Here is a 25,346-nt window from a genome sequence, read left to right on the forward strand (position 1 = left end):
CTCAGTGATCGCTGCCCGCACGCACGGTGAAGGGCGGGCGCGTCAGCCAGATCGGCCCGATCAGGCACAGCATGATCAGGCCGCACACCAGCAGCACGTCGTTGGTCGCCATGAGCGAGGACTGGGCCGTGATCGTGTGTTCGATCTGCCCCCAGGCCTGGGTGTCGCTCAGGCCCAGGGCGTGCAGTTGGGCCAGATAATCCCGCGCTGGCGCATCGTAAGGGGTGACCCGCTCGGCCAGATCGGCATGGTGGGCGATGGTGCGGTGATCCCACAGCGAGACCATGATGGCGGTGCCGAAGCTCGAGCCGAGATTGCGCATGAAGTTCGACAGGCCCGTCGCCGCCGCGATCTGGGTCGGCAGCAGTCCGGACAGGTTGATGGTCACCAGCGGCAGGAAGAAGCAACTGATGCCGATGCCCATGAGCAGACGCGCGGTGGCCACCGTCCAGTAGTCCACGTCGGGCGTGAAGCGGGTGCTCCAGAAGGCCACGAGCGCGAAGGTGGTGAAGCCGAAGGTGGCGATGGCGCGCGCGTCGACGCGGTGGATGTTGCTGCCCACCACCGGCCCGAGCATGACTGCGAACACCCCGCCGAAGGCGACCACCTTGCCCGCCCACAGCGGCGTATAGCCCTGGAAGGCCTGCAGCCACAGGGGAATCAGCACCACCGTGCCGAAGAAGGCCATGCTCCCCAGCATCAGGCACACCGCGCCGATGGCGAAGTTGCGTCGTGCGAACAGGTGCAGCTCCACCACCGGGTGTTCGGCGGTCAGCTCCCACACCACGAAGAAACTCAGCGCCACCACCGCGATGCAGGCCAGGCCGATGACCTCGCCGGATCCGAACCAGTCGAGCTCGTTGCCCTTGTCGAGCAGGATCTGCAGCGCCCCCACGCCGATGGCCAGCAGCACCAGCCCCATGCGGTCCACCGGGCGTTTGATGCGCGGGGTGTCGCGCTGGCCGAGCAGGGTCCACACGACGCCGGCCACCATCAGGCCGAAGGGCAGATTGATCAGGAACACCCAGTGCCAGCTGAGCGCCTCGGTGAGCCAGCCGCCCGCCAGCGGGCCGACGATGGGCGCGAGAATGGTGGTCATCGACCACAAGCCCAGCGCCATGCCGCGCTTTTGCGGCGGATACAGCCCGGTCAGCAGGGTCTGCGACAGGGGAATCATCGACGCGCCCACCACGCCCTGCATCACCCGCGCGGCCAGCAGCACCGGAAAGCTCGGCGAGAAGCCGCACATCATCGAGGCCAGGGTGAACAGCAGGGTCGCCATCACGAACATGCGCACCTGGCCGAAGCGCTGCGCGAGCCAGCCGGTCAGCGGCAGCATGATGGCCTCGGACACCGCATACGAGGTGATGACCCAGGTGCCGACCGTGTAGCTCACCCCCAGATCGCCCGAGATCGCCGGCACCGAGACATTGGCGATCGACAGGTCGAGGATGTTCATGAACGAGCCGAAGCCCAGCGCCACGGTCGCGATGGCGCGTTCTGCGCCGCTCAGCTCGCGCGCCGGCGTACCTGCCTGGGCCAGGGCGGTGGCGCTCATCAGCGCATGGCCACCGACTGGTTGGCGCCGATGACGCGCGCGATCAGCGCGTCCGCGGCCTGGCTCTGGCGCGCGTAGATGTCGGTCTCATGCACGCTGCCGGTGCGCGGCGTGCGCGCCAGCATGTCGCCGTTGCGTCGGTGGGTGTCCACCTCGACCCGCATGGACAGCCCCACCCGCAGCGGATGCGCGGCCAGCTGCTTGGGGTCGAGGGCGATGCGCACCGGCAGACGCTGCACGATCTTGATCCAGTTGCCCGAGGCGTTCTGCGGCGGAAGCACCGCGAAGGCGCCGCCGGTGCCCGGCGACAGCCCCACCACCTTGCCGTCGTACACCACGTCCGAGCCCCACAGATCGGAGCGCAGATGCACCGGCTGGCCGATGCGCACGTTCTCCAGCTCGGTTTCCTTGAAGTTGGCATCCACCCACATCTGCTCGTCCGGCACCACCGCCATGAGCACTTCGCCCGGCGACACCCGCTCGCCCACCTGCGCGGTGCGCCGGGCCACATGGCCGCGTTCGGGCGAGCGCACATGGGTGCGCGCCAACGCCAGATAGGCCTCGCGGACCTTGGCGGCCGCTGCCGCCACGCGCGGATGCCGATCTAGCGAGGTGTTGTCCACGAGCACATCGGCGCCGGTCTGCTGCTCCTGCGCCTGGACCACCGCCGAGCGGGCCTCGCTGACCGCCGCATGCGCCGCCGCGCTGGCCGCCTCGGCCGCCTGTGTCGCCGTGCGCACCGACTGCAGGGCGTCGGCGGAAATGAAATGGTCATCGAACAGCGCCTGCTTGCGGGCCAGATCGTCGCGTGAGCGCTTCAGCTCCGCGTCGGCACGCGTGGCCTCCTGGCGCGCCCGCTCCAGGTCGGCCTGGCGCTGCGCCACCACGGCGCGCGACTGGCCGGTACCGGCATACAGGCCGCGCACGCTGCGCACCGCCTCGCCCAGCGCCGCTTCCGCCGCCTGCAGGGCGATGCGCGCATCGGCATCGTCGAGCACCACCAGATCGGCGCCGCTGTCGACCAGGTCCGTGTCGTCGGCCTGCACCGCCACCACCGTCCCGGCGGTCTGCGGCGTGATCTGGATGACGTTGCCGCCCACGTAGGCATTGTCGGTCACCACCCGGTACTGGCCGATGAGAAACCACCACGCCGCCACCCCGACCCCGATCGTGGCGAACCCCAGGGCCAGCGCCACCAGCGCCCGTCGCCGGCGCTTGCCGTTCGGTGCGGGTGGGGTCGGGTTCGCGCTAGTCGCGTGCTCACTCATGATGTGCCTCCGCGGACTGGGCGCCGGCATCCGGCAACGCCTCGATCCGGTCTTCCAGGTGGGCGATCCATTTGCGCATCAAACCGCCGAGCAGTGCCCGCTCATCGGGATCGAAACAGGCCAGCATCTGCTCGTATTCCGCCCAGACCGCCGGCAAGGCATCACGCAGGCGCGCCTCGGCCGCCTCGCTCAGGCAGATGTCGATGGCACGGCGGTCGCCCTGTTGCGGCACCCGCTCGACCCAGCCCCCGCGGACCAGCTCGTCGGTGATCCGGGTCATGTGGGCGCGCGACTGGTTGAGCGCCTCGCTGGCGCAGGACGGGCTGATGGCGCGGCGCGGCGAGCTGTAGATCATCATCAGCAGCGACCACGCCGAATGGCTCAGCCCATGGGACGCGAAGATGGCCGCCATGCAGGTCTCCACGCGGCGCTGGAGAAACAGGGCGAAACGGACCAGCTTGACCGCATCGACCGGCATGGCCGGGTGGTGTTCGGCCACCGCCTGGATCCGCGCTTCGAATTGCTTGATCGCGAGCATGTGATTACTCGAGTAATAGTTACGCACGTAACCATATCACGGCTTGCGCAGCCCTGCATTCGGGTGTGTTTCGCGTCACGCCTGAGAAAGCCCAAGCGGGCTGGAACAGACTTGGCCAGGGTGTCGTGCGCATTCCGTTCAAACGGAATCGCGCCGAAGCAGCGTTGACGCCTCCATGACGTCGGCGCCAACCGCCCCTGTCGGGAGCGCGGACTTGACTCCGTCGCCAAGCTGTAAATAATTACAGTCTCGATCCTGTCTTTTTCCGCCCCACATGTCCGTCCAGCCGTTGACGCTCGATGCCCTGTTGACCCGTACCGATCTGTGGCGCGGTCAGGACTTCGTCACGCCCGACGCATCCGGTGTCCGCAGCGGTTTCGCCGCCCTGGATGCCGTCTTGCCGGAGGGCGGCTGGCCGCGCGGCGCCTTGAGCGAAATCCTCAGCCCCATGCGCGGCCTGGGCGAGGTGAGCCTGGTCCTGCCCGCCTTGCGGACGCTGGAGGCCTCGGCGGGCTGGATCGTGCTGGTCGCCCCGCCCGGGCGGGTCCATGCACCGGCCTGGCTGGCGCATGGCATCCCCCTCTCCCGCCTGTTGATCGTCCAGGCGAGCGGACAGGATGCCGCCTGGGCCTGCGAGCAACTGCTCGGCAGCCAGGCCCTCGCCGCCCTGCTGGCCTGGCTGCCGGGCACGCATCCGCGCCAGTTGCGCCGGCTGCAGGTCGCCGCCGGGCACACCGAGAGCCTGTGCCTGGTATTCCGCCCCATCTCGGCAACCCGGCAGCCCTCGCCCGCCCCCTTGCGCATGGCCCTCACGGGCAGTCCGCGCGGCTTGCAGGTGGACATCCTCAAGCGCCGGGGGCCACCGCTGGCCGCGCCGCTGGAGCTGTCGATCGACCGCCCCCTGCCCTGGCGGCGGCTGAGCCGGCGCACGACCGGGGCTGCCGCCGCGGCGCCGGCCGGCATCGAGGCCTGAGGGGTGCGCCATGCCGCCACTCTGGCTCGCCCTCCATCTGTTCCGTCTGCCCGTCGAGGTCCTCGCCCTGCCCGCGCCGGCCGCGGCCATCGCACGCCAGCGCATCGTGGCGGCAGACACGCTCGGCACCGAAGCGGGCCTGCGCCCCGGCATGCGTCTGGCCGATGCCCTGGCCCTGGTGCCGGGGCTGCGTCCCCATGAACGCCAGCCCGGACACGAAGCCGATGCTCTGGCCACCCTGGCCTGCTGGGCGGGTCACTTCACGCCCGGCGTGAGCCTGGAGCCACCGGACCGGCTGCTGCTGGAAATCGGCGGTTGCCTGCACTATTTCGGCGGCCTCGATGTCATCCTCGATGGCGTGCGCCAGGGGCTGGCCGATCAGGGCCTGAGCGTACGCCTCGGGCTGGCGCCCACGCCGCGCGCCGCCAGCTGGCTGAGCCGCATCGGTCATACCGGAGACGCCTGGGAAAGTGCCCTGGCCGAGCTGCCGGTCGAGGTCCTGGCCCTGGCCGAAGCGCCCCTGAGGCGCCTGCATGCCCTGGGCCTGCACACCATCGGCGCGCTCTACCCCCTGCCTTCGGCCACCCTGGGCCACCGCTTCGGCCCCGAGCTGCCCCTGCAGTTGGCCCAGGCCCGGGGGCAGATCCCCGACCCGCGTCCGCCCTTCGATTTTCCCGAACGCTTCTCGCAGCGACTGGAACTGCCCGCCAAGGTGGAGCACGCCGAACGCCTGCTGTTCGCCGCCCGCCGCCTGCTCCTGGCCCTGGCCGGCTGGCTCGAGGCCCGCCAGGCCGGCATCGGCGCCTGCGTGCTGGTGATGCAGCACGAGGATCTGCCCCCCACCCGGCTGGTGCTCGGTTTCGCTACCCCCACCCGCAGCGCCGAACGCCTGCTGCGGGTGGCCCGCGAGCGGCTCGAACATCATCGTCTGGCCGCGCCGGTGCTGGAACTGAGCCTCGAGGCCGATGCCCCACAGGACCTGCCCGGCAGCAACACCCGGCTGTTCGGCCAGCAGGACGACGGTGCCCTGGCCCCGGTGGTCGAACGCCTGCGCGCCCGCCTGGGCGCGGCGGCGGTGCATGGCCTGCGTGCCGTGGCCGAGCACCGGCCGGAGTGCGCCAGCGTCGCCGTCGACTGGCCCGGCGACAGTGGCACGGCCACCGCAGGGCAGGCCCGCCCCCTGTGGCTGGAGGCGCCGCCCCGCCCCTGCAGGAACACGCCGGCCGCCCCACCCATGCCGGCCAGCCGCTGCGCCTGCTCACCCGCGCCGAACGGCTGGAGAGCGGCTGGTGGGACCAGGGCGAGGCGACCGACGCCGCGACGGGGGATGTCCGCCGCGATTACTTCGTGGCCGCCACCCCGGCCGGCGCCTGGCTGTGGGTGTTCCGCGATGCGCACGGCTGGTGGCTGCATGGCTATTTCGACTGAATCGCGCCAGGAGCGCCCCTCGCGTTACGCCGAGCTGCACTGCCTCTCCAACTACAGTTTCCTGCGCGGCGCCTCCCATCCGGAAGAACTGGTGGCCCAGGCGATCCGGCTCGGCTATGCCGGCCTGGCCATCACCGACGAGTGCTCGCTGGCCGGTGCGGTGCGGGCACACGAAGGCCTGAAAGAAGCGACAAACAACATTAACTTAACGCCTAAACAAATTGATTTTAAATTGATTTATGGTTCTGAATTCACGCTCAAATGTGGATTCAAGCTGGTCCTGCTGGCGTGCAACCGGGCCGGCTACGGCAACCTCTCGGCGCTCATCACCCTGGGGCGTCGGCGCGCCCCGAAAGGCGAATACCAGCTCAGCCGCGGCGATCTGGAGGGCCTGGCTCCGGCCGCGGTGATGCCCGACTGCCTGGCGCTGTGGATTGCCCACGACAGCGCCACCGACGCGGACGCCCGCTGGTTTGCCGAGCGCTTCCGCGGTCGTGGCTGGCTGGCGGTGGAGCTGCACAGCGGGCCGGACGACGGGGGCCGCCTCGCCCGCCTGACATCGCTGGCCGACGCCGCCGGACTGCCCATGGTGGCCACGGGCGACGTGCATATGCACCGGCGCGGCCGCCGCCCCCTGCAGGACATCCTCACCGCCCTGCGCCACCGGGTCAGCGTGTTCGAGGCCGGGCAGCGGCTGTTTCCCAACGCCGAACGCCACCTGCGCCATCCGCTGCGTCTGGCGCGGCTCTATCCACCCGAACTGCTGACCGAGACGACGCAACTCGTCGCCCGCTGCGATTTTTCCCTGGACGAACTGCGCTACGAGTATCCGCAGGAAATCGTCCCGCCCGGCGAGACCCCCACCAGCCACCTGCGCCACGAGACCGAGGCCGGCCTGCGCTGGCGCTACCCCCGGGGCGTGCCCGAAGCGGTGCGCCAGACGGTGGAAAAGGAGCTGGCGCTGATCGCCGAGCTGCGCTACGAGCCGTTCTTCCTGACCGTGTACGACATCGTCCGCTTCGCGCGCGGCGAGGGCATCCTGTGCCAGGGGCGTGGCTCGGCGGCCAACTCGGTGGTGTGCTACGCGCTCGGGATCACCGCGGTCGATCCGCAACGGGCCTCGTTGCTGTTCGAACGTTTCCTCTCGAAGGAACGCAACGAGCCGCCGGACATCGACGTGGACTTCGAGCACGAGCGACGCGAGATCGTCATCCAGCACATCTACGAAAAGTACGGGCGCGAGCGGGCCGCGCTGGCCGCCACGGTGATCCGCTACCGCACCCGCAGCGCACTGCGCGACGTGGGCCGGGCGCTGGGCTTCAGCGGGGAGCAGATCAGCGCCCTGACCCGCTCCATGGCCTGGTGGGACAAACGCGATCAGCTCCCCGCCCGCCTGCGCGACATCGGCCTCGATCCGGATGGCCCGCGCGTGGCCAAGTGGCTGGCGCTCACCGAGCAGCTGGTCGGCTTTCCCCGCCACCTCTCCCAGCACGTGGGCGGCTTCGTCATCTCCGAAGGCCCCATCGCCCGCCTGGTGCCGGTGGAGAACGCGGCCATGGCCGAACGCTCGGTGATCCAGTGGGACAAGGAGGATCTGGAATCCCTCGGCCTGCTCAAGGTGGACGTACTGGCGCTGGGCATGCTGTCGGTGATCCGCCGGGCGCTCGAGATGGTCAATCGGTGGCGCGGTACGACGCTGACGCTGGACACCATCCCCCCCAAGGACACGGCCACCTTCGACGCCCTGTGCGCGGCCGACTCGGTGGGCGTATTCCAGGTGGAATCGCGCGCCCAGATGGCCATGCTGCCGCGCCTCAAACCACGCCGGTTCTACGATCTGGTGGTGCAGGTGGCCATCGTGCGCCCCGGGCCGATCCAGGGCGACATGGTCCATCCCTATCTGGCCCGCCGCAACGACCGTGCCATGGCCGCACGCGAGCTGGCGCGGCTGCCCGAGCCGGTGCGCGCGGTGCTCGAACGCACCCTGGGCGTCTCCATCTTTCAGGAACAGGTGATGAAGCTGGCCGAGGTGGCCGCCGGTTTCACCCCCGGCGAGGCGGACGAGCTGCGTCGGGCCATGGCCTCGTGGCGGCGCAAGGGGCACATGCAGCAGTTCAAGGAAAAGTTGAGAATCGGCATGAAGGAACGCGGATATCCAGTTGAATTTTCAGAAAGTCTGTGTCGCCAGATCGAGGGGTTCGGGGAATACGGCTTTCCCGAATCCCATGCCGCCAGTTTCGCCCTGCTCGCCTATGCCTCGGCCTGGCTCAAGCGCCATGAACCCGAGGCCTTCCTGGCCGCCCTGCTCAACAGCCAGCCCATGGGTTTCTACCGCCCGGCGCAACTGATCCAGGACGCCCGCCGCCACGGGGTGCAGGTGCTGCCCGTGGACGTCTGTCACAGCGGCTGGGACAGCGCCCTGCATCTGAACGGCGCCCCACGCCCGGCGGTGCGCCTCGGGTTGCGGGAGATCAAGGGGTTGAACCAGGCCGCCGGCGAACGGATCGAGGTGGCCCGCCAGCAGGCGCCGTTCGCATCGCTGAGCGATCTGGCCACCCGCGCCGGGCTGGGCCGGGCCGACCTCGACCGGCTCGCCGCCGCCGATGCCCTCCAGGGCCTGAGCGGGCATCGACGCGACGCCCTGTGGGCCACGGCCGGCCTGCATCGCCAGGGCGACCTGTTCGACACCGCGCCACCGCAGGAGGCGGCGGTGCATCTGCCGCCGCAAGCCGAGGGAGAATCCCTGGTCAGCGACTACGCCAGCCTCGGCTTCACCCTCGGCCGTCATCCCCTCAGCCTGCTGCGCGAGCGGCTCACGGCCGCACGCTTTCTCAGGGCCCGCGATCTGCTGACGCGGGATCATGGCGCGCTGGTGCGGGTGGCCGGCATCGTCACCTGCCGGCAACGGCCGGGCACCGCCAGTGGCGTGGTGTTCGTGACCCTGGAGGACGAGACCGGCATGCACAACGTCATCGTCCATGCCGCGCTGGCCGAGCGCCAGCGCCGGGAGCTGCTGGGCACGCGCCTGCTGGGGGTCTATGGCCTGCTGCAGCGCGAGGGGCGGGTCATCCATGTGCTCGCCAAACGACTGGTGGGGCTCGACGCCTGGCTGGGCGCGCTGGACACCCAAAGCCGCGACTTCCGCTGATTGCCGCGCTACTGCGGAATCGATTCCACCGGAATGGCGAAGCCGATGCCCTGCGCGCCCTGCAGGATGGCGGTGTTCATGCCCACCACGTCCCCCCGCTCGGTGATCAGCGGGCCACCGCTGTTGCCCGGATTGATGGGCGCGTCAGTCTGCAGATAGCGCACCCCGTCGTGTTCCCGATAGCCGGAGAAGATGCCGCCGGTCACGGTGTAGGTCAGCCCCTGCGGGCTGCCGACGGTATAGAGGCGTTCGCCCTGGTGCAGCCCGGTGCTGCGGCCCCGTGGGATGAACGGGCAATCGGCGGCCGGCAGGCGGAAACTGGCCAGGTCCTGGTCGCTGGACATGTCCACCCGATTGACCGTGTATTCGCTGCCATCGACCAGTGACACCGTGTAGGTCGCGGTGCGCGCATACAGTTCGGCCTTGCTCACTTCGTCCAGCAGCGCCTCGCGCGCCCGCGCCGGGACGTCGCTCAACTGCGCCTTGAGCCGGTCGATCTTCAAACGCAGGGTCACCGCCTCGCCGCTGCGCTCGCCGAAGCTCCGCACCGCCTCGCGCAGCGATTCGCGCATCTGGCCGAGCCGCGCCATCAGTTCGCTGCGCTGCCGGGCCATCTCCGCCGCCACCAGGCGCGGATCGCTGGCTGCCGCCCGGGCCCGCTGCACGTCGAAATGGACCACATGGCGGTTGGTCACCACCCGGCAGTCGGGGCTGACGATGAAGCCCGAGCCGACCGCATGCCAGGGGGTCTGGATGAACACCGTGGCGTTGCGCGCCGCCTCGATGGCGTTGCCCGGCGCATGGGAGGCCTGCAGCCGGGCGCGCAGACCGCCGCTCGACGGGGCGGCCGCCTCCGGAGGCGGCACGGACGCACTTGCCACCGGCGTGTCGGCCACGGGGGCGTCCTTGCCCGTCAAGGCCCAGACCACGCCCGCACACACGATCAGCCCGAGGCCGATCCGCAGCCACGGCAGCCCGGGCTTGTCCTCCGCGGCCGGCTCGGCCGCCCGCGCCTCACGCGCCTGCAGCCAGGCCTCGTACTTGGCAAAGTAGAGCCCGCAGGCCGCGCACTGGGTGTCGTCGTCCTGCACGTGGCCGCACTTGGGACATTCCATGTCTCGTGATCCGATCCGGCGATGAGACGACCCGGCCGATCGCCAGGGTCGTGATGATGGGATACAACCGCTCAGTTCAGTTCGGCATCCAGGCCGACAACTTGAGCGTGCCGGGCGCGGGTGTCCCGCCTATCGGCGCGGCGGCGGGGTCTCGTCCGAGACATCCTCGGGGCGCCCCTCGCGGATGATTTCGCCCTCGATGACGAGGCCGTCGGGCGGATTGTCGCGCATCTGCCGACGAACGGCGCGCGTCTTCCACCACACGTAGCCCCACACCAGCAGACCGATGGTGACGACGGCGGCGAACAGCACCACGGAGAACATCAGCGCCAGCACGAACACGCCGGCACCGACGATGCCGGCCACGATCTTCTGCCAGGGGCCCATGGGCTGGGCGCGGCGACGCCCAAAGCCATTGAAAAACCGCATCTGTTCCGGGTCGATTCGCATTCTGGTTCCTGCAAGACAACACATTCGACCTACACGCTATCACCGATCGGAGGCACGTGCCCCGCAACCATGCACTTGACCCGATGGCCGCGGTGGACCACCGTGAGAAGAAAACGCTCGATTTTCACCCTTCCCCGACCCGACGATGACCATTTCCGAAAACACCCTGGCCAAGCTGCATGCCGACCACGCCTACATGGACGCCCTGATCCGCCAGATTGCCGGCCTGTGCGTGTCACGCGGCGCCGTGGACAGTTGCGACCAGTGCCGCCCCAACCGCCGCACCCTGTGCCGCAGCAATGTCGAGCAGCTCATCCACACCTTCGTGCAGGTGACGCTCAAGCACAATCTGCTCGAATCCCAGTGCATGGAAGACGAGGTGCCCGCCGAGCATCGCATCGCGCACAACCGGGCCCATGCGCGGATCGGCGAGCAGCTGCAGCAGCTGCGGGCGATCTTTGCGGACGACGGCAACAGCCTCGTCGCCATCGAAGGCATCGACCGGGTCCAGGCGGCGTTGGATGACCACCTCATCGAGTTCGACGAGGCGCTCGAGGCCTACCTCAAGGCCGCCTGACCCGGCGCCGCGCTCGACCCCATCGCGGGGCGGGACGCCGGCGCGTCCCTTATAATCGGCAGCCCCTGTGTCACCGCGCGCCGTCATGCCTCACCCACTGCTGTCCATCCTCGACACCTTCGCCGCCCCCCGCCCCGGGCAGCGGGTGGACCTGCCCCGCCTGGCCGGATCGGCCGACGCCCTGGCCATGGCCGCGCTCGAGCACGACACCATGCAGCTGGTGGTGACCGCCAACCCCCTGGACGCGCTGCGACTGAACGAGGAGCTGGCCTGGTTCGCCCCCGAACTGCGGGTGTGCATGCTGCCCGACTGGGAGACCCTGCCCTACGACACCCTGTCGCCGCACCAGGATCTGGTCTCGGAACGGCTCGCCACCCTCTACACCATCACCCGCGGCGAGGCCGATGTGGTGCTGGTGCCCGCGTCCACGGCGCTGTACCGGCTCGCGCCGCCGGCCTATCTGGCCGCGCACACCTTCTTCGTCAAGCGCGGCGAGCGCCTCGACGGCGAGGCCTTCCGCGACCAGATGACCCTGGCCGGCTACGCCCATGTGACCCAGGTGGTCAGCCCGGGCGAATACAGCGTCCGCGGCGGCCTGATCGACCTGTTCCCCATGGGCTCGCCGCTGCCCTATCGCATCGACCTGTTCGACGACGAGGTGGACACCATCCGCACCTTCGACCCGGACACCCAGCGCACGGTGTATCCGGTGGACCAGATCCGCCTGCTGCCGGCGCGTGAATTCCCCCTCGACGAGACCGGCCGCACCCGTTTCCGCAGCCGCTTCCGCGAGCAGTTCGAAGGCGACCCCAGCCGGGTCGGCGTGTACAAGGACGTCTCCAATGGCGTCGCGCCGGCCGGCATCGAATACTTCCTGCCCCTGTTCTTCGACGAGACCGCCACCCTCTTCGACTACCTGCCCGCGCACAGCCGCATCGTGCTGCATGGCGACGTGCCGGCGGCGATCGCCGACTTCTGGCGCGACACCGAATCGCGCCACAAGCTGCTCGCGGGCGACCGCAGCCGCCCGGTGCTCGCGCCCTCGGCGCTGTTTCTCGACCAGGAGCAGTTCTTCAGCCGCGCCGGCACCCACGCGCGCATCCTCATCGGCGGCACGCCGGAGGCGGTGGCCGCGGCACCGGTGCCGCCGATTGCGGTCGAGCGCAAGGCCGCCGATCCGCTGCATGCGCTCAAGACCTGGCTGAATACCTACGAGGGCCGGGTGCTGCTGCTGGCCGAGTCGCCCGGCCGACGCGAGACCATGGCCGAGTATTTCGCCGAGTACGGGCTGACCTTCACCCCCTGCGACGGACTCGACGCTTTTCTTGAGAGCCGCGAGCCGGTGTGCCTGAGCGTCGGTCCGCTGGCCGCCGGCTTCCTGTTGCCGGAGGCGGGGCTGGCCTTCCTCACCGAGACCGAGCTCTACGCCAACACCGCGCGTACCCCGCGCCGCCGCGACAGCCGCCGCGAGGCCACGGTCGAGGGCTGGCTGCGCGACCTGTCCGAACTCAAGGTGGGCGATCCGGTGGTGCATGTCTCCCACGGCGTCGGTCGCTATCTGGGTCTCATCCACATGGACCTGGGCGAAGGCGACACCGAGTTCCTGCATCTGGAGTATTCCGGCGGCGACAAGCTCTACGTGCCGGTCTCCCAGTTGCATGTCATCACCCGCTACGCCGGCGCCGACCCCGAGGCGGTGGACCTGCACCGGCTCGGCTCCGGGCAGTGGGAGAAGGCGAAGAAGAAAGCCGCCCTGCAGGTGCGCGACACCGCGGCCGAGCTGCTCGCCCTGTATGCCCAGCGCGCCGCCCGCGCCGGTCATCGCTTCGATTTCAAGGCCCACGATCTCGATGCCTTCGCCGAAGCCTTCGGCTTCGAGGAGACGCCGGACCAGAAGGCCGCCATCGACGCCGTGGTCGCCGACATGAAGGCCGGCCGGCCCATGGATCGGCTGGTATGCGGCGACGTGGGCTTCGGCAAGACCGAGGTGGCCCTGCGCGCCGCCTTCATCGCCGTGGCCGACGGCAAACAGGTGGTGGTGCTGGCGCCGACCACGCTGCTGGCCGAACAGCATTTCCAGACCTTCTCCGACCGCTTCGCCGACTGGCCGGTGCGCATTGCCGAGCTGTCGCGCTTTCGCAGTGCCAAGGAACAGGCCCAGGCCATCAAGGAACTGGCCGAGGGCAAGCTCGACATCATCATCGGCACCCACCGCTTGCTGCAGAAGGACGTGAATTTCAAGCGTCTCGGGCTGGTGATCATCGACGAGGAACACCGCTTCGGCGTGCGCCAGAAAGAGGCCCTCAAGCAGCTGCGCAGCGAAGTGGACATCCTCACCCTCACCGCCACCCCGATTCCGCGCACGCTCGGTCTGGCCATGGAGGGCCTGCGCGAATTCTCGGTCATCGCCACCGCGCCGCAGAAGCGCCTCGCCATCAAGACCTTCGTGCAACGGCACAGCAAGGGCATCGTGCGCGAGGCCGTGCTGCGCGAGTTCAAGCGTGGCGGCCAGGTGTACTTCCTCCACAACGAGGTGGACACCATCGAGAACATGCGCGAGGCGCTCACCGAACTGCTGCCCGAGGCGCGCATCGTGGTCGGCCACGGCCAGCTGCCGGAGCGCGAGCTGGAGCGGGTGATGCGCGACTTCACCCAGCAGCGCGCCAACCTGCTGCTGTGCACCACCATCATCGAGACCGGCATCAACATTCCCACCGCCAACACCATCATCATCAACCGCGCCGACCGCTTCGGCCTGGCCCAGCTGCACCAGCTGCGCGGCCGCGTCGGCCGCTCGCACCACCAGGCCTACGCTTACCTGCTCACCGACGCGCACGCCAAACCGAGTGCTCTGGCACAGAAACGCCTCGAGGCGATCTCGATGATGGAAGACCTCGGCTCCGGCTTCTTCCTCGCCATGCACGATCTGGAGATCCGCGGTGCCGGCGAGGTGCTGGGCGAGAGCCAGTCGGGGGACATCCAGCAGATCGGCTTCTCGCTCTACACCGAGATGCTCAAGCGCGCGGTCAAGGATCTGCAGGCCGGGCGCGAACCGGACCTGTCGCAGCCGCTGGAGGTGGTCTCCGAGATCAACCTCCACGCCCCGGCGCTGCTGCCCAACGCCTACTGCGCCGATGTGCAGGAACGCCTCACCCTCTACAAGCGCCTCGCCAACGCCGAGGACGAGGCCACCCTGCGCCAGCTTCAGGAAGAGCTCATCGATCGCTTCGGCGACATGCCCGAGCAGACCGTGGCCCTGCTCGAGACCCACCGGCTGCGCGTCGCCCTCAAGGACCTGGACGTGCTCAAGCTCGACGCGGCCGAATCCCAGCTGTCGATCCAGTTCGGCCCGCATGCGCCCATCGAGCCGATCAAGGTGATCGAGCTGGTGCAGAAGGACCGCAACACCCGCATGGCCGGCCAGGACCGGCTGGTGCGGAGCATCGACGCGCCGAGCGTCAAGCAGCGCAGCGCCGCCGTGCGCACCCTGCTCAAGGATCTGGGCCTGGTGTCGGGCTGAGGGGAAACCGCACGCAAGCCCCGGTCCTGTCGCATTTCCGCGTTAAAATACGCGTTTTGGCTTCCGCGCAAGACACCGCATCATGACCGTCGCCCAGACCGAAAACCTCAACATCATCGCCCAGGACGACATGCCGTCGCCGGGCGACATCAAGGCCCAGCTGCCGCTCACCGACACTGCCGCCGCCACCGTGCTGGCCGGCCGCCGTGCGGTGCAGGCCATCCTCGACCGCGAAGACCCGCGCCTGTTCGTGGTGGTCGGCCCGTGCTCGATCCACGATCCGGTCGCCGGCCTCGACTACGCGCGACGCCTCAAGGCGCTGGCCGACGAGGTCTCCGACACCCTGCTGCTGATCATGCGTGTGTATTTCGAGAAGCCGCGCACGTCCACCGGCTGGAAGGGCTATATCAACGATCCGTACATGGACGACTCGTTCCGCATCGACGAGGGCATGGCGCGGGCACGCAAGTTCCTGCTCGACGTGAACGAGCTGGGCATCCCCGCCGCCACCGAGGCGCTCGACCCGATCGCCCCGCAGTACTACGGCGACCTGATCGCCTGGACCGCCATCGGCGCCCGCACCGCCGAATCCCAGACCCATCGGGAGATGGCCTCCGGCCTGTCCACGCCGGTGGGCTTCAAGAACACCACCGACGGCTCGCTCGACGCGGCCGTCAACGGCATCGTCTCGGCGGCCAACCCGCACAGCTTCCTGGGCATCAACGGCCAGGGGCGTTCCGCCATCCTGCGCACCCGCGGCAACCGCTACGGCCATGTGGTGCTGCGCGGCGGCGGCGGCCGCCCGAACTACGACACGGTGTCGGTCAACCTGGCCGAGAAGGCGCTCGAAAAGGCGGGCCTGGCCCGCAACATCGTGATCGACTGCTCCCACGCCAACTCGTGGAAGAACCCGGAATACCAGCCGCTGGTGCTGCGCGACATGGCGCACCAGATCCGCGAAGGCAACAGCTCCATCGTCGGCGCCATGATCGAAAGCTTCATCGAGCCGGGCAACCAGAAGATCCCGGCCGATCTGAGCCAGCTCAAGTACGGCTGCTCGGTCACCGATGCCTGCGTCGGCTGGGACACCACCGTGGACATGCTCCGTCAGACCCACGAGACCCTGCGCGAGGTCCTGCCGAAGCGGACGACGCTGGCATGAATCTGGTCGTCCTCGGCAGCGACATCGAAACCCGCCTGCTGAAAACCCTCGCCAAGCGCACCGGGGCCGAACGCATCGAGCAGATCCATCCGGGGGCCTTCCGCATCGTCGGCGCCACCTGCCGCGACGGCGTCGCCAGCCTGTGCGACGAGGCCGACGTGGATTACGCCTTCGTGCCCGACGGGCGCCGCCTCGACGATTTCGGCCTGTTCGTCACCGACATGGATTCGACGCTCATCAACATCGAGTGCATCGACGAGCTGGCCGGCGAATGCGGTGCCAAGCAGCAGGTGGCGCAGATCACCGAAGCGGCCATGCGTGGCGAGATCGACTTCCGCGAGTCGCTCACCCGCCGGGTCGGCCTGCTGACCGGGCTCGACGTCAGCGCCCTCGACACGGTCTACGACCAGCGCCTGCAGCTCAACCCCGGCGCCCAGGCCCTCATCGCCGGGCTGAAGGCGGCCGACATCACGACCGTGCTGGTGTCGGGCGGCTTCACCTTCTTCACCGACCGCCTCAAGGCCAGCCTCGGCTTCGACCATGCCTTCGCCAACCAGCTCGAGGTGGACGCCGGCAAACTGACCGGACGCGTCACCGGCCCCATCGTCGACGGCAACGCCAAGGCGGCCCACCTGGCGCGCATTCGCGAAGAGATGGCCCTGCCCGCGGACCGGGTCATGGCCGCCGGCGACGGCGCCAACGACCTGCCCATGTTCCGTGAGGCCGGCTTCTCGGTGGCCTTCCGCGCCAAACCGGTGCTGCGCGCCGAGGCCGACTGCAGCCTGAATCACCACGGGCTCGACGCCATCCTCCAGCTGTTCGAGTAAGCCGCGTGTTTGCGTCGGACACGCCCTCCGCCCTGTTCGACAGCAACCTCGACGGTCAGCGGGCGATCCGCCTCACCGGGCTGGTCGAACACATTCGCTGTACCGATCCGGCCGACGTGCTGGCCGCCTTCGCGCGCATCGACGCGGCCGGGCGCCAGGGCCACTGGGTCGCACTGGCCGCCGCCTACGAGCTCGGCTACGTGTTCGAGCCCCGGCTCGCACCCCGGCGCCCGGCCGACGACACGCCCCTGCTCGAAGCGTGGATCTTCGCCCACTGCGATTCGCTCGCCGACGCCGCGGTGGACGCCTGGCTCGCCGAGGCCGACGGCCCGGCGGGGCTGCTCGATTTCACGCCCGCGATCGAACGCGCCGCCTACCTCGAGGCGGTCACGCGCATTCGCCACTACATCGCCGCCGGCGACTGCTACCAGACCAACTTCACCTTCCCGTGCCGGGCCCGGGCCTATGGCAGCGCCCGGGCGCTCTACCGGCAGCTGCGTGCCGCCCAACCGGTGCGCTACGGCGCGCTCATCGAGCATGCCCATGGCGCGCTGCTGTCGCGCTCGCCGGAGCTGTTCGTCGAGCGCCTCGGCGAACGCCTGGTGTGCCGCCCGATGAAAGGCACCGCCCCGGCCGCGGCCGAGGCCACCGCACTGACCGACAGCGCCAAGAACCGCGCCGAGAACGTCATGATCGTGGACCTGATCCGCAACGATCTGGGGCGTCTCGTGCCGCCCGGCCATGTGAAGGTCACCCGGCTGTTCGAGGCCGAACGCTATCGCACCGTGTGGCAGATGACCTCGACCATCGTCGCCCACTCGGCGCCGGCGCCGCTGTATGACATCTTCCGCGCGCTGTTCCCCTGCGGCTCGATCACCGGCGCGCCCAAGGTCCGGGCCATGGAGATCATCCGCGAGCTCGAGCGGGCACCGCGCGGCATCTACTGCGGCGCCCTGGGCTGGATCGCGCCGCACGGCGACTTCGCCTTCAACGTGCCCATCCGCACCCTGGAGATCCGCCGCGACGGCCGCACCCGCTGCGGCACCGGCAGCGGCATCGTGTTCGACTCGGTGCCCGACGAGGAATGGCGCGAGTGTCTGCTCAAGACCGCCTTCCTCGCCGACCTGCCGGAGTCGCTCGCCCTGATCGAGACCATCCGCTGCAACGGCGGCCTGCGCGATCCGCTGCCGTGGCTGGACGACCATCTCGATCGCCTGTGCGGTTCCGCCGCGCAACTGGGCATTCCGTGCGATCGCGCGCGCATCGAAGCCGCACTGCGGGCAAGCGTCGCCCGCCTGCAAGGTGCACATCGCGTGCGCCTGACCCTGTCCATTCATGGCGAGCCGGACATCACCTGCGCGCCGCTCGGCGCGACCCCGTGCCGGCCGAGCGTGATCCTCGCCGAAGCAACCGTCGACGCGGGCGACCCCATGCTGCGCCACAAGAGCACCGCACGCGCCCTGTACGACCGCACCCTGGCGGCGGCGACGGCCGCAGGCCATTTCGACGCGCTGTTCTTCAACACCCGCGGCGAACTGACCGAGGGCTGCCGCAGCAATGTGTTTGTGGAAGTGGACGGCGATCTGCTCACCCCGGCACGTGCCTGCGGCCTGCTCGACGGCGTGTGCCGACGGCGCCTGATCCGCGCCGGACGTGTCCGCGAAACGGTGCTCACCCGCGACGACCTGCAACGCGCGCAGCGGATTTATGTGGGGAATGCCCTGCGCGGGCTGATCGAAGTGCGCCTCGCCACGCGCTGAACCGGCTCCTATCGCTCGGCGCCGGCCGATCGGCGCCACGGCGGTTCGGCAAACCGGTCGGCGAGAAAATCCACCAGCGCCCGTACCTTCACCGACAGGTGCTTGCGCGACGGATAGACCACGTAGATGCCGATCTCGCGGCCCTCGTAATCGCCCAGCACCGGCACCAGCCGCCCGGACGCCAGATCCTCCCAGATGAGAAAGTCCGGCTGCAGCGCGATGCCCTGGCCCGCCAGCGCCAGCGCCCGGCAGGTGTCCCCGTTGTTGGCCCGGGCGCGCGGATGCGTGGTGATTTCATGCGTGCCGTCATGACCCGCGAATCGCCAGGTGTCGCCATGGGCCGCGTAGTCGTAGCCGATGGTGGCATGGGCGGACAGCTCGCGCGGATGCGTCGGCGTGCCGTGCGCCGTGAGATAGCCGGGGCTTGCGGCGGCGACGATGCGGGTGGTGGCGAGCTTGCGATGCACCAGGGTGGAATCCACCAGCCGGCTGATCCGGATCACCGCGTCGAAGCCCTCATCCACCACGTCCACCAGCCGGTCGGAGAGCTCGATCTCCAGGTCCACCTGGGGATATTCGCGCATGAACTCGCCCCAGAGCGCGGACAGGTGGCGGATGCCGAAGGACACCGGCGCGTTCACCCGCAGCTTGCCCACCGCACGGCCGGTCACCGCGCCGACCGCGCTGTCGGCTTCCTCCAGTTCGGCGATGATCTGCTTGCAGCGGTCGTAGTAGGCGCGCCCGGCTTCGGTGATCGACAGCCGCCGGGTGGTCCGCTGCAACAGACGGGCGCCGAGACGCCGCTCGAGGTCGAGCACGGCACGGGATACGGCCGCCTTGGACACCCGCAGCGCCTCGCCGGCGGCCACGAAGCTGCCCTCCTCGACCACGGCCACGAAGGCCTCCATTTCGCGGAATCGATCCATGAGGCACCAATTGTTACGTTTTTCGTAACAATACATCAATTGAAATGCGGTTTATTACTTTCATTTCTTTTAATAGGATGAACGCATCTCATTTGAAACCGAACCGTCCTCCCCCATGACACTGCCTTGCCTGTTCATTTCCCACGGCTCACCCATGTTTGCGCTCGACCCGGGCCAGCTCGGGCCGCGACTGAGTGCACTCGGGCGGCGCCTGCCCCGCCCGCGCGCGGTGCTGGTGCTCTCGCCGCACTGGATGACCCGCGAACTGCAAATCACCGGCGGTGCGCGCCTGGACACCATCCACGACTTCGGCGGCTTTCCGGCCGCGCTCTACCAGCTCGACTACCCGGCCCCCGCGGCGCCGGCCGTTGCGCGCGAGGTCGTCGACATGCTCGGTCAGTCGGGGCTGGTGGCGCAGATCGACCCTGCCCGTGGCCGCGACCATGGCGCCTGGGTGCCGATGATGCATCTGTACCCGGAGGCGGACGTGCCCATGATCCAGTTGAGCCAGCCGCCGACGCCCTCACCGCTGGCGCTGCTCGAACTGGGCCAGGCGCTGGCGCCCCTGCGCGAGCGCGGCATCCTGATCATCGGCTCCGGCAGCCTCACCCATAACCTCTACGAGATCGGCGCCGGGCCGGCGGCCACCGACCACGCCGCCGCATTCGCCGCGTGGGTGGCCTCGCGTCTGGCCAGCGGCGATCTCGAGTCGCTGCTCGACTACCGCCGCCTCTGTCCGGACGCACGACGCGCCCATCCGACCGACGAGCACTTCCTGCCCCTGTTTTTCGCCCTCGGCGCGGCGGGCAGCGCGTGGACCCACGTGCAGCACATCGACGGCGGCATCACCTACGATGCCCTGAGCATGGACAGCTTCGTGTTCGGCGACACCGCCAACGAGGCGGACCGGCTCGACGAGGTGGCGGTGGACTTCACGGAGATCGACGCATGAATGCGCGCTACACCCGCACCGCCATCGCGCTGCACTGGCTCATCGCCGTGGGCATCGGCGCCACCTTCGTGCTCGGGCTCTACATGCACGACCTGCCGCTGTCGCCGACCAAGCTCAAGCTCTATTCCTGGCACAAGTGGGCCGGCGTCACCCTGTTCGCGCTGGCGGCCTTCCGCCTCGGCTGGCGCCTCACCCATCCGGCCCCGGCGCTGCCCGACACCATGCCGCCGCGCCTGCGCCAGGCGGCGCACGTCGCCCACGGGCTGCTCTATGCGCTGATGTTCGCGATCCCGATCGTGGGCTGGCTGATGAGCTCGGCCAAGGGCTTCCAGACCGTGTGGTTCGGTGTCCTGCCCCTGCCCGACCTGCTCGACAAGAACAAGGCGCTCGGCGACGCCCTGGCCGAGGTGCATGAGACCCTCGCCTTCATCCTGCTCGGCCTGGTGGTGGTGCATGCCGCCGCCGCGCTTAAACACCATTTCATCGATCGCGACACCGTGCTCAGCCGCATGCTGCCGCACCGTTCGTGACCCGGAGAATTCCCATGCGCATGATGCTCGCCTCCATCGCCGCGGCCGCCCTGAGCGCGCTGCCGTGTGCCGCGACGGCACAGACCTTCGGCGCCGTCGACCCCGACGCCAGCACGCTGACATTCAGCTACAGCCAGATGGGCGTGTCCCTCGATGGGCAGTTCCCCAAGTTCGACGCCGCGGTGCGCTACGACCCGACCCATCCGGACACCGCCAGCACCCGTCTTCAGGTGCCGCTGGCAAGCATCGACACCGGCTCGGCCGAAGGCGACGACGAAGTCCAGGGCAAGGACTGGTTCGACACCGGCACCCATCCGATGGCCCGTTTCGAATCGACCACCGTCAAGGCCACCGGGCCCGGGCGACTCGAAGTGACCGGCACCTTGTCGATCAAGGGCAAGGAGCGCCCGATCACGGTCCCGGTCAGCGTCGCCACCGACGCGGGCCACGCGGTCTTCGACGGTCACTTCACCATCAACCGCACCGACTTCGGCATCGGTGCCGGCATGTGGGCGGCCGACGACGTGGTCGCCCACGACGTCACGATTTCCTTCCATCTGGTCACCCGGCCGCTGGCCCCGTGACCGGACCCAGTACCGTTCTTCACCCCGACAACGAGGCTCCCTCATGAAAAAAGCACTGTTCGCCACGCTCTTCGCCGTCACCCTGGCCAGCCCGGCCTTCGCCGCGCCGCTGACCTACACCATCGACAACAAGCACACCTTCCCGCGCTTCTCGTACAGCCACTTCGGCTTCACCACCCAGCAGTCGCGCTTCAATCACACCAGCGGCACGGTGGTGTACGACGCCGAAGCGAAAACCGCGTCGGTGGACATCACCATCGACATGAAGTCGGTCGATACCGGCTCGGAGCTGTTCAACGAACACATCCAGGAGGCGGACTTCCTCGACACCGCCACTTACCCGACCGCGACCTTCAAATCCACCAAGGTGATCTTCGACGGCGACACGCCCAGCCGCATCGAGGGCGAGATGACCATGAAGGGCGTGACCCGCCCGGTGACGCTCACGGTCACCTCGTTCAAGTCCATGGCGCACCCCATGCTCAAGAAGCCGGCGATCGGCGCCAACGCCACCACCACGGTCAAACGCACCGAGTTCAACGCCGGCAAGTACGCACCGGCGGTCAGCGACGAGGTGACCATCACCATCGCCATCGAGGCCATCGCCAAGTAGGCGCCACCCACGGGGGCGGCCCGTGCCGCCTCCATCCACAACAGGAGACCCCATGCTCGTCAATGGACAATGGACCGAAGACTGGCAACCCGTGCAGGAGAGCGACGACGACGGCCGCTTCATCCGCCAGGCCGCCGGCTTCCGGCACACGGTGTCGACGGACAACGACCAGGGCTTCACCCCGGAGTCGGGTCGCTATCACCTCTATCTGGCCTACATCTGCCCGTGGGCCTGCCGCACCCTGATCGCCCTGCGCCTCAAGGGGCTGGACCGGCACATCAGCCATGACATCGTCGATCCGCGCCTCACTGCCCAGGGCTGGTGTTTCGGCGACAGCTTCGACGGAGCCACCGGGGACACGGTCAACCACGCCCGCTACATGCACGAGATCTACACCCGCGCGGATCCGCACTACACCGGCCGCGCCACCGTACCGGTGCTGTGGGACCGCAAGCGGGCGACCATCGTCAACAACGAGTCCTCCGAAATCCTGCGCATCCTCAACCGCGGGTTCGGGGATCTGGCCGACGAGCGCATCGACCTGTACCCGGCCGCACTGGCCGACGAGATCGACCGGGTCAATGAACGCCTGTACGACCGCTTCAACAACGGCGTCTATCGCGCCGGTTTCGCCACCACCCAGCAGGCGTACGACGAAGCCGTCACCGAAGTCTTCGAGGCGCTCGACTGGCTCGAGGCGCGCCTCGCCGGGCAAACCTGGCTGGCGGGTGCGCAACTGACCGAAGCGGATATCCGCGCCTTCGTCACCCTGATCCGCTTCGATCCGGCCTACCATGGTGCGTTCAAATGCAATCTGCGCCCACTGTCGGCCTATCCGGCCCTGATCGACTACGTGAAGCGCCTGCTCGCCATCCCGGCGTTCGCGGCGAGCGTGCGGATCGATCACATCCAGGCCGGGTACTACGGCATCAAGGCAATCAATCCGAGCGGCATCGTGCCGGCGGGCCCCGAACTCGACTACATTGAAAGCATGTCACCGCGGGCCGCCTGAGTTGGCCGCCGGCGGGCATGCGATTTGCTGCATGATGGCATTTGTGCCGGATTCTGCGGGACGAACTCCCCAACCCCCCTGAAACGGCACCAGAACCACCCGCGCGCTGCACCCTATCGGGGCATGAGACCCCGGCGCACCCGCGAGGCCCGCCGAGGAGACGCCGATGCTGAGCCTGACCGACTGCCTGGACTTCATCGACCTGGATCGCGACACGATCGACATCATCGCCGCGCATCAGCACCTGAGCACGGTGCTGGCCACCGAACTGGGCAACCAGCTCATTGCCAGCCGGCACGGCCTGCTGGTGCTGCACGACATGCACCGCGATCTGCTGGAGCGCGCCGCGCATCGCGGCGACCTGCCGCGAGAGCAGGAACTGCGCGCCACTTACACGCGCTTTTGCCGCAAGTACCCCATGCCCCGGGGCCTGTTGTAGTCAGTCAGCGAGCCACTGCTCGATCTGCGCGCGCAGCGGCATCGACCCGCTGTGGACAAGCTGTCCGTCGATCACCACGGCCGGCGTGCTCATCACCCCGTAGCCCATGATCACCGCCGGGTCGGTCTGCTTGGTCACATCGACCTCGCACCCCATGGCACGTGCGGTCTCCTCGATCAGCTCGGCGGTTTTCGTGCACTTGGCACAGCCGCTCCCGAGCACGGAAATTTCCTTCATCCCTGACGCTCCTTACAAAACGGGCCCGAGCAGATTCAGCGCCCAACCGACCAGCGTGAACGACACGAGCAACAATCCGAACAGCAATCCGAGCAGTTTGAGCTGCATCGCCTGCTTCAGCAGGATGAACTCCGGCAGGCTGGCCGCGACCGTGCTCATGCAGAACGCGATGGCGGTGCCCACCGGCAGCCCCTTGGTGATCAGGCTCTCCATCACCGGAATCACCCCGGTGGCATTGGAATACAAGGGGATGCCCAGCAGCACCGCCGCCGGCACCGACCACCACTGCCCCTGGCCCAGGTGGGCCTCCAGCCAGCCCTGAGGCACGAAACCGTGGAGGGCGGCGCCGAGGCCGACACCGATCAGCACCCACTTCCACACCCGGCCGAAGATCTCCGCCAGCTCGCCGCGCGCAAAGGCATGGCGTTCGGCCAGCGACATGGCCGGGCGCGCCACCTCACCCAAGGTGGCGTTGGGTGCCTGCTGGTAGGCCTTCGCCGCGAACGGCTGCAACAGGCGTTCGGCGTGCCACAGATCGAGCAGCAGCCCGCCCAGCATGCCGACGCTCATCCCCACCACCACGTAGAGCGCCGTGAACTTCCAGCCGAGCAGGCCGAGCAGCAACAGCACCGCAACCTCGTTGATCAAGGGTGAGGTGAGCAGGAAAGCCATGGTCACGCCGACCGGAATCCCTGCCGAAATGAAGCCCAGGAAGACGGGGATGCTCGAACATGAGCAGAACGGCGTGATGGCGCCGAATCCGGCCCCCAGGACATAGCCGACCACCCGATGGCGCCCCGACAGGAAGAGACGCACGCGCTCGACGTTCAATGAAGCCCGAATCAGCGCGATCACGTAGATCATCACCACCAGCAACACGAGGATCTTGGTCGTGTCCTCGACGAAGAAGTGCAGTGCGTCCGCCCAGCGTCCGCCCGCCGGCAGCCCAAACACCTCGTAGATCAGCCAGTCGGCCAGCCAGGTGAACACGGCAAACATGTCTCATGTCTCCACGCGCGGCCGGGGTCCGTCCCCCGCCATGTCACGCAAAGCATAATCCGCGCGCGCGCCGCCCGCGTTGATACATCGCAACACCCGTGAGCGGTGAACGACACAGGGGCGTATCGATGGATACACCCCTGTGTCGTTCGGCAGGCCCGGGCCGGCAGCGCCGACCCCGGCGGCCGGGTCGGTTCAGCCGTGTTCGCCGACCATCAATTCGTTCATCACCTTCTTGACGCCTTCCACCCCCGAGGCGAGGCGTCCGGCCTTGTCCCGCTGCCCGGCGGTATCCACTTCGCCGCTGAGCAGGATCACCCCACCCTTCACGTCGACGAGGATATCGGTGCCATGAAGCGTGCGTTCCATGGCGAGCACGGCTTCCACCTTGCCCTTGATCGCGGCGTCCGCCGCTGCCTCGCTCATCGCCATACGATAGAAACTGCCGGCATCGCCCGCGCTGACGGGTCGGGCGAGCCCGAACGCGGCAGCGGTGGTGACCAGTACGGCCGCATAGGCCAGTCGAGTGTTCATCCGGGTCTCCTTCACATTCTGGAATCGGCCACCCGTCAGCGGGTCGCCTCAAGGGATCAGGAGCACACTTCATGCCATGCCGCTAAAACGCCGTCATCGCGGCCGCCGGGGCGGGCTGGATCGCCACCGTCGGGCACGATGCGCCGCATGCCGACGCCATCGTGTCGCCGCCTGGCGACGCGAGCAGCCAGCGGAT

General features: G+C 68.7%; 22 protein-coding genes. 13 read left to right on the forward strand and 9 right to left on the reverse strand.

The window, feature by feature from the left end:
- Position 1: 1 nt before the first annotated feature.
- The 3 genes from G3580_RS10135 to G3580_RS10145 are packed head-to-tail and all read right to left on the reverse strand — an operon-like array spanning position 2 to position 3,364.
- A complete protein-coding gene (locus tag G3580_RS10135) occupies positions 2-1,558 on the reverse strand; it encodes a DHA2 family efflux MFS transporter permease subunit (RefSeq protein ID WP_173765172.1) in 1,557 nt (518 codons plus the stop codon).
- Positions 1,558-2,826, reverse strand: coding sequence for an HlyD family secretion protein (locus tag G3580_RS10140; protein WP_173765174.1), 1,269 nt, complete (start codon positions 2,824-2,826; stop codon positions 1,558-1,560). The genes G3580_RS10135 and G3580_RS10140 overlap by 1 nt, the downstream gene beginning before the upstream one ends.
- Positions 2,819-3,364: a MarR family winged helix-turn-helix transcriptional regulator gene (locus G3580_RS10145; RefSeq protein ID WP_173765176.1), complete on the reverse strand. Its 546-nt coding sequence runs from the start codon at positions 3,362-3,364 to the stop codon at positions 2,819-2,821. The genes G3580_RS10140 and G3580_RS10145 overlap by 8 nt, the downstream gene beginning before the upstream one ends.
- A gap of 307 nt (positions 3,365-3,671) precedes the next feature.
- On the opposite strand from G3580_RS10145, the gene imuA reads away from it, so the two are divergent.
- Together imuA and G3580_RS10160 are read left to right on the forward strand one after the other, a co-directional pair.
- On the forward strand, positions 3,672-4,337 hold the full coding sequence (gene imuA / locus G3580_RS10150; protein ID WP_228720629.1) for a translesion DNA synthesis-associated protein ImuA: 666 nt from the start codon (positions 3,672-3,674) through the stop codon (positions 4,335-4,337).
- Positions 4,338-5,748: 1,411 nt separating this feature from the next.
- A complete protein-coding gene (locus G3580_RS10160) occupies positions 5,749-8,913 on the forward strand; it encodes an error-prone DNA polymerase (RefSeq protein ID WP_173765180.1) in 3,165 nt (1,054 codons plus the stop codon).
- 8 nt (positions 8,914-8,921) lie between these two features.
- On the opposite strand, the gene G3580_RS10165 is transcribed toward G3580_RS10160, so the two are convergent.
- Both G3580_RS10165 and G3580_RS10170 read right to left on the reverse strand, forming a co-directional pair.
- On the reverse strand, positions 8,922-10,028 hold the full coding sequence (locus G3580_RS10165) for a trypsin-like peptidase domain-containing protein (RefSeq protein WP_173765182.1): 1,107 nt from the start codon (positions 10,026-10,028) through the stop codon (positions 8,922-8,924).
- Positions 10,029-10,157: 129 nt separating this feature from the next.
- Entirely contained in the window at positions 10,158-10,478 is a 321-nt protein-coding gene (locus G3580_RS10170) for a hypothetical protein (protein ID WP_173765184.1), read from the reverse strand.
- 145 nt (positions 10,479-10,623) lie between these two features.
- Here G3580_RS10170 and G3580_RS10175 point away from each other — a divergent pair, with 145 nt between their 5' ends.
- The 5 genes from G3580_RS10175 (at position 10,624) to pabB (ending at position 18,324) form a co-directional block, all read left to right on the forward strand.
- Positions 10,624-11,055, forward strand: coding sequence for a hypothetical protein (locus tag G3580_RS10175; protein ID WP_173765186.1), 432 nt, complete (start codon positions 10,624-10,626; stop codon positions 11,053-11,055).
- A gap of 85 nt (positions 11,056-11,140) precedes the next feature.
- Positions 11,141-14,575, forward strand: coding sequence for a transcription-repair coupling factor (gene mfd, locus G3580_RS10180; protein ID WP_173765188.1), 3,435 nt, complete (start codon positions 11,141-11,143; stop codon positions 14,573-14,575).
- Positions 14,576-14,657: 82 nt separating this feature from the next.
- Positions 14,658-15,737 carry a 3-deoxy-7-phosphoheptulonate synthase gene (locus G3580_RS10185; RefSeq protein WP_173765190.1) on the forward strand — a complete coding sequence of 360 codons (1,080 nt, stop codon included), beginning with the start codon at positions 14,658-14,660 and terminating at the stop codon, positions 15,735-15,737.
- Positions 15,734-16,564 carry a phosphoserine phosphatase SerB gene (gene serB, locus G3580_RS10190; protein WP_173765192.1) on the forward strand — a complete coding sequence of 277 codons (831 nt, stop codon included), beginning with the start codon at positions 15,734-15,736 and terminating at the stop codon, positions 16,562-16,564. Before G3580_RS10185 ends, serB begins: the two co-directional genes overlap by 4 nt.
- A gap of 5 nt (positions 16,565-16,569) precedes the next feature.
- Complete coding sequence (pabB, locus tag G3580_RS10195; RefSeq protein ID WP_173765194.1) at positions 16,570-18,324, forward strand: aminodeoxychorismate synthase component I; 1,755 nt, start codon at positions 16,570-16,572, stop codon at positions 18,322-18,324.
- Positions 18,325-18,332: 8 nt separating this feature from the next.
- On the opposite strand, the gene G3580_RS10200 is transcribed toward pabB, so the two are convergent.
- Positions 18,333-19,250: a LysR family transcriptional regulator gene (locus G3580_RS10200; protein ID WP_173765196.1), complete on the reverse strand. Its 918-nt coding sequence runs from the start codon at positions 19,248-19,250 to the stop codon at positions 18,333-18,335.
- A gap of 115 nt (positions 19,251-19,365) precedes the next feature.
- Between G3580_RS10200 and G3580_RS10205 the strand changes: the two genes are divergently transcribed.
- From G3580_RS10205 to G3580_RS10230, 6 genes are all read left to right on the forward strand, one after another.
- Entirely contained in the window at positions 19,366-20,202 is an 837-nt protein-coding gene (locus G3580_RS10205) for a dioxygenase family protein (protein ID WP_173765198.1), read from the forward strand.
- Positions 20,199-20,732, forward strand: coding sequence for a cytochrome b (locus tag G3580_RS10210; RefSeq protein WP_173765200.1), 534 nt, complete (start codon positions 20,199-20,201; stop codon positions 20,730-20,732). Before G3580_RS10205 ends, G3580_RS10210 begins: the two co-directional genes overlap by 4 nt.
- A gap of 14 nt (positions 20,733-20,746) precedes the next feature.
- Positions 20,747-21,316, forward strand: coding sequence for a YceI family protein (locus tag G3580_RS10215; RefSeq protein WP_173765202.1), 570 nt, complete (start codon positions 20,747-20,749; stop codon positions 21,314-21,316).
- Positions 21,317-21,359: 43 nt separating this feature from the next.
- Positions 21,360-21,929: a YceI family protein gene (locus G3580_RS10220; protein ID WP_173765203.1), complete on the forward strand. Its 570-nt coding sequence runs from the start codon at positions 21,360-21,362 to the stop codon at positions 21,927-21,929.
- 52 nt (positions 21,930-21,981) lie between these two features.
- Complete coding sequence (locus G3580_RS10225) at positions 21,982-22,941, forward strand: glutathione S-transferase family protein (protein ID WP_173765204.1); 960 nt, start codon at positions 21,982-21,984, stop codon at positions 22,939-22,941.
- A gap of 166 nt (positions 22,942-23,107) precedes the next feature.
- Positions 23,108-23,380 carry a hypothetical protein gene (locus tag G3580_RS10230; RefSeq protein ID WP_173765205.1) on the forward strand — a complete coding sequence of 91 codons (273 nt, stop codon included), beginning with the start codon at positions 23,108-23,110 and terminating at the stop codon, positions 23,378-23,380.
- Here the strand turns inward: G3580_RS10230 and G3580_RS10235 are convergent, their stop codons facing one another.
- From G3580_RS10235 to G3580_RS10245, 3 genes are all read right to left on the reverse strand, one after another.
- Positions 23,381-23,617, reverse strand: coding sequence for a thioredoxin family protein (locus G3580_RS10235; protein ID WP_173765206.1), 237 nt, complete (start codon positions 23,615-23,617; stop codon positions 23,381-23,383).
- Positions 23,618-23,629: 12 nt separating this feature from the next.
- Positions 23,630-24,616, reverse strand: coding sequence for a permease (locus G3580_RS10240; RefSeq protein WP_173765207.1), 987 nt, complete (start codon positions 24,614-24,616; stop codon positions 23,630-23,632).
- A 195-nt stretch (positions 24,617-24,811) separates the two neighbouring features.
- Positions 24,812-25,150: a BON domain-containing protein gene (locus tag G3580_RS10245; protein WP_173765208.1), complete on the reverse strand. Its 339-nt coding sequence runs from the start codon at positions 25,148-25,150 to the stop codon at positions 24,812-24,814.
- Positions 25,151-25,346: the final 196 nt, after the last annotated feature.

This window comes from Nitrogeniibacter mangrovi, assembly GCF_010983895.1.
GTDB lineage: Bacteria > Pseudomonadota > Gammaproteobacteria > Burkholderiales > Rhodocyclaceae > Nitrogeniibacter > Nitrogeniibacter mangrovi.

Coding starts and splice junctions, on each gene's coding strand:
- G3580_RS10135 (WP_173765172.1), bottom strand. CDS start 1,558: ATGAGCGCCACCGCCCTGGCCCAGGCAGGTACGCCGGCGCGCGAGCTG.
- G3580_RS10140 (WP_173765174.1), bottom strand. CDS start 2,826: ATGAGTGAGCACGCGACTAGCGCGAACCCGACCCCACCCGCACCGAAC.
- G3580_RS10145 (WP_173765176.1), bottom strand. CDS start 3,364: ATGCTCGCGATCAAGCAATTCGAAGCGCGGATCCAGGCGGTGGCCGAA.
- G3580_RS10160 (WP_173765180.1), top strand. CDS start 5,749: ATGGCTATTTCGACTGAATCGCGCCAGGAGCGCCCCTCGCGTTACGCC.
- G3580_RS10165 (WP_173765182.1), bottom strand. CDS start 10,028: ATGGAATGTCCCAAGTGCGGCCACGTGCAGGACGACGACACCCAGTGC.
- G3580_RS10170 (WP_173765184.1), bottom strand. CDS start 10,478: ATGCGAATCGACCCGGAACAGATGCGGTTTTTCAATGGCTTTGGGCGT.
- G3580_RS10175 (WP_173765186.1), top strand. CDS start 10,624: ATGACCATTTCCGAAAACACCCTGGCCAAGCTGCATGCCGACCACGCC.
- mfd (WP_173765188.1), top strand. CDS start 11,141: ATGCCTCACCCACTGCTGTCCATCCTCGACACCTTCGCCGCCCCCCGC.
- G3580_RS10185 (WP_173765190.1), top strand. CDS start 14,658: ATGACCGTCGCCCAGACCGAAAACCTCAACATCATCGCCCAGGACGAC.
- serB (WP_173765192.1), top strand. CDS start 15,734: ATGAATCTGGTCGTCCTCGGCAGCGACATCGAAACCCGCCTGCTGAAA.
- G3580_RS10200 (WP_173765196.1), bottom strand. CDS start 19,250: ATGGATCGATTCCGCGAAATGGAGGCCTTCGTGGCCGTGGTCGAGGAG.
- G3580_RS10205 (WP_173765198.1), top strand. CDS start 19,366: ATGACACTGCCTTGCCTGTTCATTTCCCACGGCTCACCCATGTTTGCG.
- G3580_RS10210 (WP_173765200.1), top strand. CDS start 20,199: ATGAATGCGCGCTACACCCGCACCGCCATCGCGCTGCACTGGCTCATC.
- G3580_RS10215 (WP_173765202.1), top strand. CDS start 20,747: ATGCGCATGATGCTCGCCTCCATCGCCGCGGCCGCCCTGAGCGCGCTG.
- G3580_RS10220 (WP_173765203.1), top strand. CDS start 21,360: ATGAAAAAAGCACTGTTCGCCACGCTCTTCGCCGTCACCCTGGCCAGC.
- G3580_RS10225 (WP_173765204.1), top strand. CDS start 21,982: ATGCTCGTCAATGGACAATGGACCGAAGACTGGCAACCCGTGCAGGAG.
- G3580_RS10230 (WP_173765205.1), top strand. CDS start 23,108: ATGCTGAGCCTGACCGACTGCCTGGACTTCATCGACCTGGATCGCGAC.
- G3580_RS10235 (WP_173765206.1), bottom strand. CDS start 23,617: ATGAAGGAAATTTCCGTGCTCGGGAGCGGCTGTGCCAAGTGCACGAAA.
- G3580_RS10240 (WP_173765207.1), bottom strand. CDS start 24,616: ATGTTTGCCGTGTTCACCTGGCTGGCCGACTGGCTGATCTACGAGGTG.
- G3580_RS10245 (WP_173765208.1), bottom strand. CDS start 25,150: ATGAACACTCGACTGGCCTATGCGGCCGTACTGGTCACCACCGCTGCC.